This is a genomic window from Geotalea sp. SG265 (assembly GCF_022808985.1).
In the GTDB taxonomy this organism is placed as follows: Bacteria; Desulfobacterota; Desulfuromonadia; order Geobacterales; family Geobacteraceae; genus Geotalea.
In genome coordinates, this window is record NZ_JAKZFT010000024.1 from 22,212 (window position 1) to 31,278 (window position 9,067).

The window sequence follows — 9,067 nt, forward strand, 5'->3', positions numbered from 1 at the left end:
ATGACTCCTAAATCACATATTCCGGCGCATCCCGGAACAGCACCCTCTTTATCCGTTCGGAAATTTCCGGATGGGAACCAGCGGCTTCATTTAACTGCTCCGCTTCCAATATTTCCGCCACTCTGCCGGGATGAGGGGACATGACGACAATTCTGCTGCCGAGAAGCAAGGCTTCCTCAATTGAATGGGTTACGAAGAGCATGGTGAATCGATTTTCGTTCCACAGTTCAAGCAGTTCATCCTGCATGCGTCGGCGCGACAGGGCGTCCAAAGCGGCAAACGGTTCGTCCATCAGGATTATGTCCGGCTTCATTGCCAGGCACCGGGCAATGGCCACCCGCTGTTTCATTCCGCCGGAAAGGGTATGAGGATAGGCATCGGCGAATTTTTCCAGGTGCACGGTGCGGATCGACTCCAGTGCCCGCTCAGCCGCTTCCCGTTTCGACAAAGTACGGCTGGCAGTCAGGCCGAACATGACATTTTCCTTCACCGTTTTCCAGGGAAGCAACTGGTCGAACTCCTGGAAGACCATGACACGATCAGGTCCCGGTCCCTCGACTCGCCTGCCGTTCAAGGTGATACTTCCTTCGCTGGGGTGGAGAAATCCGCCAACCGCTTTGAGCAAGGTTGACTTGCCGCAGCCCGATGGCCCCAACAATACGACCCGGTCACCCTGTTCTATGCGAAATCCGACCCGTTCCGTGGCTGTTACGGTCTTTTCCTCTATGCGATAGCGCAAGGTAACGCCATTGACCTTAAGCAGTGGTACTTCGCTCACAGATGCCATTTGTCAGCTTCCTTTGGTGCCGTGCACATTGGAGAAAAAGAGGTCTTTCCAGCTTTTGGCCTTAACCTTGATGGTGCCGGTTCGGTACATGAAGTCGGCGAATTTCCCTACATTGCTCGGGGTGGTCGTATATGCCACTGTCGGCTGATTGATCTCCCTGATCAGGTCGTCCAGGCTTTCCTTCGATTTACTAGCTTTCTTGTACAGTTCGGCGGCGGCCCGCTTGTTCTTGTTGATGTAGGCAATCGCTTCTTCCAGCGCAGCGAAGACCGCCGCGTAGGTTTTCGGATTATTGTCGTGGAATCTCTTTGTGGTGGTAATGACGTTAAAGGTGTGGGGGCCGCCGAGGACATCATAGGAATTGAGCACGGTCCTGACCCGCTTGTTATCGAGCTCCTGGAACATGAAAGGGGGGCTGGTCAGGTGCCCTGTGATCTCTGATTTTCCCGAAAGCAACGCCGCCATGCCATCGGGGTGTTTCATTGTCACCGTCAGCTTATCCAGCTTGGCGTAATTTCCCTGACCGAACTCCTTGGCAGCCGCCATCTGCAAGATGATCGCCTGGATGGAAACCTTGGCTGTCGGTAACGCGATGCGGTCCCTGTCGGTAAAATCCCTGATTGATTTCACGGCCGGGTTATTGGTATTGAGAAGGTTCGGTGTCGATATCAGCGCCGACACCCCCTTGACAGCACCGTTCGACTTACCCCAGAGCACAACCAATGGAGCGACACCGCTGGAGATGTAATCGACGCTTCCGGAAAGAAGTGCATCGTTCACCGCACCGCCACCGCCGAGGGTCGCCCAGGTGACCTTGATGTCCCCCAGGCCGGCCGCCTTGGCATGTTTTTCGATAAGTCGCTGCTCCTCCATGACGATCAGCGGCAGATAGCCCAGGCCGTACTGCTTGGCCAGCCTGACCTCTTTAACCTCTGCCGCAGCCGGAGCTACAGTTGTAGCGAACGTTGCCATTAACGTCGCCAGTCCGACCAGCAGATTCTTCATCGTTACCTTTCTTTCCATTCTGGGCCTCCTTGGTATCTAATGTTGGTCTGTTTCTATTGTCATTATTGCTGTTCGTGCAGCACATAAGTGGGACTCGACCATATCCGATGCCCGTCCTCCTGAGTGATGCAGACATAAAGGGGATTGTCTCCATTCCTTAATGCTATGTTGCGCGACAGGGCGACCGATTGCTGTCGGTTTTCATCGGGCAAGCGGAAGACCCTGATCTGGCGGTTGATCTCCCCTTGTGCCGGGAGTACGGTGTCTTCAAGTCCGATATGCGGCACAGCGATCTCTGCCTTGACCGGGGCTGTTTCGACGCTCAACGCCCCTGACTCCTGATCTGTCAGCAGCGCTTCAAAGCCGCCGAAGCCGCCGGTCGTCACTGCCTGCCAATTAACGCGGCCCGGCTTGCTATGGGTGAAGGCTTTGGTCAGGTTCCACCGATTGATCGGTTTCACCTGCTCAAAAGAGTTCCCGCTCAATTCTGCATGTCCATCCCAGTGGGTTTCTCGACCGCGTCCCCGGTATTCCGCCCCCTCCCAGATGACCCGGATGCGTCGGCCGAGCTGGTGTGTACGGTATGGTCGCCAGGTTTCCAGCAGCTCCGTTCCATTGCGGATTTCGACTCGTTCTACGGGAGCGCTGCCGACAAAATCTATTTCCAGGGTGACTTCCGGTGCGGTGGTACTGACTATGTCGCCCATCTGCGCCTGAAGGACCGGTGCAATGATGCTACCGCCGGCGACAGGATCTTCCCCATATAAGCCGGCCGGCCCATTGAAACGGATGCGGGCCTGCAAAAAGGCTCGGCAGCCGGTGGTGGCATAGTGATGACGCTGGCGCAAAGCCTCGAACAGTGCGTCACGGGTGAGTTCTTTAGCCAGCAGGCAGGTCAGGCCGCCATAGGCCCCGAACAGGGATGCGCCGGGATGACTGGCACCATGTCTTCCTTTGTGACCATCGGAATTGGCAACGATGCCTACCCGGTGTCCCAGGGAAAAGGCATCTTCAAGGAGCCACTCGAACGTCCCCCAATCGGAATGCACTTCCACCGATCGCTCCAGTTGTGCGTTATGGGCAGTGCCCAGGTCTGCATACCTGCCACCCACGTGGGCGAATACGATGCAGTCTTCATGTTGCAGTTCCCGGAACAGATCGGCAGCAGTGGCCGCATCGCTCCCCACATCGGATAGGTCTTCCAGGCATGCATGGTGCGAGCGATGGATCTGGCGATTCTCATGGCGGAACAGAATATTGCGGTCCCCCCCCAGGCCGGTATTGCCGGACCATTCATAGCCGGGAAAGGTGATGAACTCTCCATCTCGGTTGTATTCTGCTGTCAGTCGGTTAAGTTCCTGCCAAAAGTCGTTGGTGATCTGGAAGTCATTCCCCTGGTGGCTCATGGCATCGAGGAAGGCCCGATCACGGGCAAATTCAATCAGCTGGCGGGCAGAGTTGGTGCCGATGGTCTCCTCTGACTGGCCGTGAAGATCAGCCCAAAAAGGGAGCAATTCCGCTTGCTCGACGATCCGTAGCGAATTGGATACACAGAGGACTGCTCCGGCATCGTCTCGCACGGTGATCTTCAGATCACAGGGTTCCCCCACCTCCAGCCCTTTTATTGAAATGGCATAAGTCCCTGCCGCAACCGTGACAACTTCGGGCAGGCCTTTGACCGGCACGCTGCTCTCCAGGCGAAAGCTCCCGTGCACTCCATTGCTGGGGTTGCCCCATTTATCCTCACCCTTGAAGCCTAAGGAGAATGGCTCATTTACCCGGCGCAGGGTTGGGAGGACCGCCTGATACGCTACCGGCTCACCGGCAACGATGGAGATGGCAGGCTGGTGAGGCAGTTCGACAAAGTTGTAGGTGGCAAAGGCATCCACCAGAACCCTGAACTCAAAGCTCGGCTCACAAAAGGTCTGTACAAACATCCCTGCCGACCCGAAGCGGGTATCACCGAGATAAATGGTGATGCGATCTCCCGCCCGCAGGGTGCCACGCTGCACCCGGACATGGATGGTCTTGTCCCAAGGCCGCAAATTGCCTTTCCGGTCATAGCGCAATTCCAGCACCACGCCATTATCTGCTTCAGCGGTGACATAGTTATCTGCAACTGGATCATGAAATTGTGGGGTGCCCATGTCGGAAGCGAAGCGGTAGACGATCTTTAGGCTGCCCGTATCATCAATGCCGTAATAGCCGGCGGTATAGGTCAAGGTCCAGCTGGCAAAACTGCCCGCCACGAAGTCCCCCATGGGGGAGATTGTGGCCGCCCCCAATCTGTCGGCAAGATAGGTGGAGTGGCGGGCATTATTGCGTGTGGAATCCTTTCCCATGGTCATACCTATTCATTTTCCAGTGGTAATCCGCCGTAGCGTCTGATGTGCTGCCAGTCGCGGAATTCAGCCGCATCAGGACTCTCTGCCAAAACCTCACGTTCGCGAAAATACTTGCTGCAATCGGTACTCTGAAATAGCTGCCTGTCATTGCCCACGGGACAGACCTTGATGCAGAAGCCGCAGGGGTTGCGGAAGGATTTGCGCAGCTTTTTGCTGTTGGTTGCGCAGGCCAGCTTATCCATCCGGGCGTAAGATTCTCCTGTTTCCTCGCTAAAAGCCTGTGCCGGACAGATCTTCTTGCAGAGCCGGCAGCGGTTGCACAGTTCGTCCGCCAACAGCGGGTCGCCCGGCAGCTCAAGGGCGGTCAGGACCGACACGAGCCGGACGCGGGGGCCATATTCGCGGGTAAGCAGGGTGTGATTCCATCCGACTCGTCCGATTCCGCTGTAATGGGCCGCCCAGACATGGGAAAAGGCGGCCGCCGGTGTTTTCAGCAAGACATCTATGTCGCCATATCCATCACGACTGATGTTGATGGCTGCATGGCCATGCCGGTTAAGAAAGGCAGCCAGACGATAGGCGGCTGCATCGAGCAGCGTATTGGTAATGGTGTACTGCTCGCGCCCCCATTCTGCCGGTGCCGTTTCCACGATTGGCAGCCAGACCGGTACCCCCAAGACAATCACCGTCTTCGTCAATGGCCAGACGTGGTCCGGGTGAAAATTCTCGGGAACGTCCGCGGCCTCGCGCCATCGTTCCACCGGGGCAAAGCCGACCAGTTCGGCGCCCAGGGAAAGGGCCTTTTCCCGAATATGGGCAGCTGTCAGGGGGGATTCGGTCATTGCTCGTCCTCGGTCACCGCCAGCCGATCCAGATGGAGGTGAAACGGGTGCAATGCCTCTTCCTGGGATTTCCGTTTGGCGTACGTTTCATCTCTGGTCTGCTGCGGTTCGATCAGCCAGACCGCCGCCAGATCCGCATCTTCAAGCCTGGAACGAACCAGACGATAGTAATCGCTGAACAGGGGGCCGGAAACATGGGCTTTATGGGGTTTGCCGGTGATGACGAGGACTTCTCTATCGCTGTTGGTCAGGGTGATCGATACCGGCCTGTTAAACCAGATGCTTCGCAGCAGGTTGCGGTGACTGGTGGAGGTTTCCAAAAGTTCCAGGTGCACCAGCCGTCCCTGCGGGTCCAGGCTCAGGAATGGGCTCGGAACCGCATGGGGGGCACCCTGTTCATCGAGGGTGGCAATGCTGGCTATGGTCCCAGCCCTGCCCAGAAATTCTGCAATAGGTGATGTGGATACAATAGGCATGGCTACTCCTCCCATAGCGGCAACAGCCGGGAAAGATCGCTGTCGGGGTGATTGCCGCAGTTACGGTAACTGTCATGATCGATTGGGAGCCGGTATTTGATGCGCAGGGCGTGCAGCCCCCGGGTGAGGCGTATGTAGTAGTCCAGCGAGGCATTCTTGTACTGGCCAAGTGGTGTGTGGGGGCGGGGCGACCAGACGATGAATACCGTGCTTACCCCCTGTCTGGCCAAGTCTTCCGCTTCGGCCAGGGTGCGCTGCAGGGCTTCGTCCTCGCTGGCAATGCCGCGGGGGCCTGCCAACTCGATGCCTGCCACCAGACCGGTATTGACGCGGCCGGGACCGAATACCTCCACTGCATCCACCAGTCTCCGCTTCCACTCCTGATAGCCAATCCATTCCGCTTTTCCAGGGCAGTACTGATTAAACAGTTCTTCGTCCAGAACCTCTATGTCCGATGTATAGCTGGTCAAGCCGGTCTCGCCATGGAGCCGCTGCAGTTGCTCCTTGGTAAATGCCGTGCCGATCAATTGGCTCGGATACTTGGCGGTGCGGAAGTTCTTTCCCACTTCTTTAAGGATGTCGATGTAGTAATCAACTTCGTCATCGAAGGGCTGTTTTCCCCCAACAATCGAGCCGGACGTCAGGAAAACGCTGGAAAAGCGCCCCGGTTCCCTGAGGGCCTCTTGCACCACTTCACCCACTTCCACCGGATCGAGCCTGGCGGGGATCTGGAGTTCCTTACCCCCCTTCTTCAGTTGCTCGACAATGTCGCAGAAACTGCATCCCTTGCCGTTGTTCCAGAAGGTGCAGTACCGATAGGGGAAGATATTCAACCGTTGTGGCCGGGCACTGACGATGTTTTTCATCGGTACGCCCGATCTGCTTGTTTTGGCATAGAAGGCAGGTGCCGGCCAGTAATCAACCTCTTCCACCGGTTCCCCTGCATCAAACAGCCAGGGCTGTCCGTCCAGGAGATCGACCACATAAGGGTTCTCTTCCAATGGGGTAGGGGTGGTGATGATCGAACTGCCATCCCTCAACAGGAGGGATTCGGGACGTGCGGCAATTCTGCCGTCCCGGGCACCGAAAATGTGGGTGCCGGTGGTCTGATGGAGCCGCTCATCAAGGAGCCCCAATGCCTCATCCGTATAGAAGACGCCCCGGCGCTGCACATCAGTCTTGATGATGACGAAGCGGGGCACATCGGGATAGCGGGCAATGGTTTCCTCAACTGCTGATTGTCTGTGTGTTTTTGTTGAAGCGAGTGGCATACTGGATTCCTCTTTCACTGCGCGGATTGCTTATGTAATGTTGCACCCGAAAATAAAAAGGCCAGACGGAAAAGGGGCTTGCATGCCCGCGTTTCGTCTGGCCTCCAGTGTTTCTGGTCAGCCTCTTAAATTGTCACCCGATAATCATCGGCTTTGATGGTTCCAAGTTTAGCAATACTTTATATGTGTTGTCAAGAATAAAAACTTTTATTTCTATAGGAATAGTAGATTAAATCTTGGACCAGCTCTGGTGCGATTCTCGCTGCAATGGACAAATCCTGTTGACCTACAACGGAGTAGGGAGTAATTAATAGGAACTTAATTGTCGTAGAGGTAGTGATGATGGCTGAATAAAATGACAATGCCGCTTTCCACCAATAGGGAAGCGGCGTTTTGCTTTTCAGGATGCGTGATGGTGTGTTCTGTTAAAGGTGGCGCAGGGGAATTAATTGAATTCCGAGGGAAATCTATGAATCCGCAGATTACGCAGATGGACGCAGACTGTCGTGACAGGGAGACGATAATTGGTGCAGCGATGGCTGTTCATGCAGAACTGGGACATGGATTCTTGGAAGCGGTTTACCAGGAAGCACTGGAGAGGGAATTCCAGGGGCGGAGTATACCGTACGAGCGGGAAAAGGAATTGCCGATCCTACCGGGATAGGCCTCTTTCTACTTGCTATCGTGCCGATTTTCTTTGCTATGGATCCGTGATTGTCGAGTTGAAGGCATTGCAGCGGCTTACATCGATTGAAGAAGCCCAGGTGATCAATTATCTAAAGGCATCTAACCGGAGCAGGGCGTTGCTGATTAATTTCGGTGCTCCACGTCTGGAATACAAGCGGCTGGTTTTCAATCTGCGCGTATCTGCGTAATCTGCGGATGTGAATATTGGAGGTAGGCATATATCATGATGGCGGCAAATCTGAAGGAACTGGTGCAGCGATACAAGTCCGACCCGGAGTCGGTCTACAACACCTGGTTCATCGACAACGAAACGCGGATGAAGGCGTTTCGCTCCATCAGGCGCGGTGTAACTGAGGTGATCGAGGCGATCAAAGCCGGGACATTCGGCAATGACTTCAAGGGCTCGCCTCTGGAATTCGTCCTGACCTGCATCACTGAGCAAAAGCAGGTCTTCGAGGGGGCGGCGCACCCATTCTACTGGAAACCGAAGCTGCGCATCCCGGACATCTACGAGAACGAAGAGAACAAGGCAGCCTTCGGCCGCTTCCTGGAAAGCTGCCTTTCCTGCTCCACCGCAGACCGTCTAATCCGCGAGATCCTTACCCTCGACGACTGCTGCATCAAAGGGCTCGGCCCGGCCGTCGCCAACATCCTCTACTTTCTCCATCCCACCCACATGCCCCCTTTCAACACCGCCATGGTCAATGGCTTTAACACCATCTTCGCCGACAAGAAACCCCTTGGCTCATGGCCTGCCTATCTTGAGATGCGCGAGGCCATTGTTCGCGCCAACGAAGAACTGCAGCCGGCGCTCTCCAAGGACCTGGGGGCAATCTCCGGCCTGTTGTTCGATGTGGGGGTAGGGAAGATTGCCCTGGCGGGGAACTTCGAGACTGCACTGGAGTTTGACAGAGTAAAGCTGGAAAAGGCGCTGAAGAAGCGGCACGAGGAGGTGCGCAAGGCGCAGGAGGATGAGAACTCGCACCTGGAGATGCAGTTTACCCTGACCCGCATGGGGCGAGAGCTGGGCTATGACGTGTGGGTTGCGGCAAACGACCGGACCCGCAGTCTGGCGGGCGTAAGCCTGCAGTCGCTGGCCCTGCCTGAGCTGCCGCCGCTGGAGATGGCGCCGGAGACGTTGAAGACGGTGTCGCTGATTGACGTCATCTGGATCAACCGGGAGAATAGGCAGATTGAATGCGCCTTTGAGATCGAGAAGAGCACCTCCATTTACTCAGGAATGCTGCGGCTGCTCGATCTGGGGTCCTCTCTCGGCGACCGCAAGTACGATTTCTTTTTGGTTGCTCCTGATAATCGAGAGAAGGAAATCCTTGCCCAGCTGCAGCGGCCCGCATTTCGCAATGTCGGCAGCGTTGCGTTCCGTTATTTGCTCTTCTCGGATGTTTCCTGCAATTGCGAGGCGATGGGACGGTTTGGGGATGATTGGCGGGTTTTGTTGAAGGTGGCGCGGGGATAATTAGGTCTCAGAAAATAGGGGGGAGTGTCCCTAGTTTCTCCAGCAGCCAGGGGTAGATTCTATTCGTAAGTGCACCACGTGATAAAAAAGCAGGACATGATGGTTTTCTGGTAGTGTGTGAAGCGCGACCAACACTCACTACGGAAAGGAACCCACCATGTCCTACAGCCATTTTAC

General features: G+C 55.8%; 7 protein-coding genes and 1 pseudogene. 2 read left to right on the top strand and 6 right to left on the bottom strand.

Annotated features, from left to right (window positions below; translation table 11 throughout):
* Positions 1–7: 7 nt before the first annotated feature.
* From ML541_RS18140 to ML541_RS18165, 6 genes are read right to left on the bottom strand one after another with little or no spacing between them, the layout of a single operon-like run.
* Positions 8–787 carry an ABC transporter ATP-binding protein gene (locus ML541_RS18140; RefSeq protein ID WP_243375255.1) on the bottom strand — a complete coding sequence of 260 codons (780 nt, stop codon included), beginning with the start codon at positions 785–787 and terminating at the stop codon, positions 8–10.
* A gap of 3 nt (positions 788–790) precedes the next feature.
* Positions 791–1,810, bottom strand: coding sequence for an ABC transporter substrate-binding protein (locus tag ML541_RS18145; protein ID WP_243375257.1), 1,020 nt, complete (start codon positions 1,808–1,810; stop codon positions 791–793).
* Positions 1,811–1,854: 44 nt separating this feature from the next.
* Positions 1,855–4,134 (bottom strand): DUF3604 domain-containing protein, encoded by a 2,280-nt coding sequence (locus ML541_RS18150; RefSeq protein WP_347710815.1) that lies wholly within the window; start codon positions 4,132–4,134, stop codon positions 1,855–1,857.
* A gap of 8 nt (positions 4,135–4,142) precedes the next feature.
* The gene (locus ML541_RS18155; protein ID WP_243375262.1) at positions 4,143–4,979 is read right to left on the bottom strand and encodes a hypothetical protein; all 837 of its coding nucleotides are present in this window, start codon (positions 4,977–4,979) and stop codon (positions 4,143–4,145) included.
* Entirely contained in the window at positions 4,976–5,455 is a 480-nt protein-coding gene (locus ML541_RS18160) for a hypothetical protein (RefSeq protein WP_243375264.1), read from the bottom strand. The genes ML541_RS18155 and ML541_RS18160 overlap by 4 nt, the downstream gene beginning before the upstream one ends.
* 2 nt (positions 5,456–5,457) lie before the next feature.
* The gene (locus ML541_RS18165; RefSeq protein ID WP_243375268.1) at positions 5,458–6,726 is read right to left on the bottom strand and encodes a radical SAM protein; all 1,269 of its coding nucleotides are present in this window, start codon (positions 6,724–6,726) and stop codon (positions 5,458–5,460) included.
* A 535-nt stretch (positions 6,727–7,261) separates the two neighbouring features.
* Between ML541_RS18165 and ML541_RS18170 the strand changes: the two are divergent.
* Positions 7,262–7,601: pseudogene (locus ML541_RS18170) on the top strand (GxxExxY protein).
* Positions 7,602–7,639: 38 nt separating this feature from the next.
* On the top strand, positions 7,640–8,890 hold the full coding sequence (locus tag ML541_RS18175; protein ID WP_347710816.1) for a hypothetical protein: 1,251 nt from the start codon (positions 7,640–7,642) through the stop codon (positions 8,888–8,890).
* Positions 8,891–9,067: the final 177 nt, after the last annotated feature.

Excerpts from the sequence above, each read along its gene's own strand:
- ML541_RS18140 (WP_243375255.1), bottom strand. The coding sequence starts at position 787 with ATGGCATCTGTGAGCGAAGTACCACTGCTTAAGGTCAATGGCGTTACC.
- ML541_RS18145 (WP_243375257.1), bottom strand. The coding sequence starts at position 1,810 with ATGGAAAGAAAGGTAACGATGAAGAATCTGCTGGTCGGACTGGCGACG.
- ML541_RS18150 (WP_347710815.1), bottom strand. The coding sequence starts at position 4,134 with ATGGGAAAGGATTCCACACGCAATAATGCCCGCCACTCCACCTATCTT.
- ML541_RS18155 (WP_243375262.1), bottom strand. The coding sequence starts at position 4,979 with ATGACCGAATCCCCCCTGACAGCTGCCCATATTCGGGAAAAGGCCCTT.
- ML541_RS18160 (WP_243375264.1), bottom strand. The coding sequence starts at position 5,455 with ATGCCTATTGTATCCACATCACCTATTGCAGAATTTCTGGGCAGGGCT.
- ML541_RS18165 (WP_243375268.1), bottom strand. The coding sequence starts at position 6,726 with ATGCCACTCGCTTCAACAAAAACACACAGACAATCAGCAGTTGAGGAA.
- ML541_RS18175 (WP_347710816.1), top strand. The coding sequence starts at position 7,640 with ATGGCGGCAAATCTGAAGGAACTGGTGCAGCGATACAAGTCCGACCCG.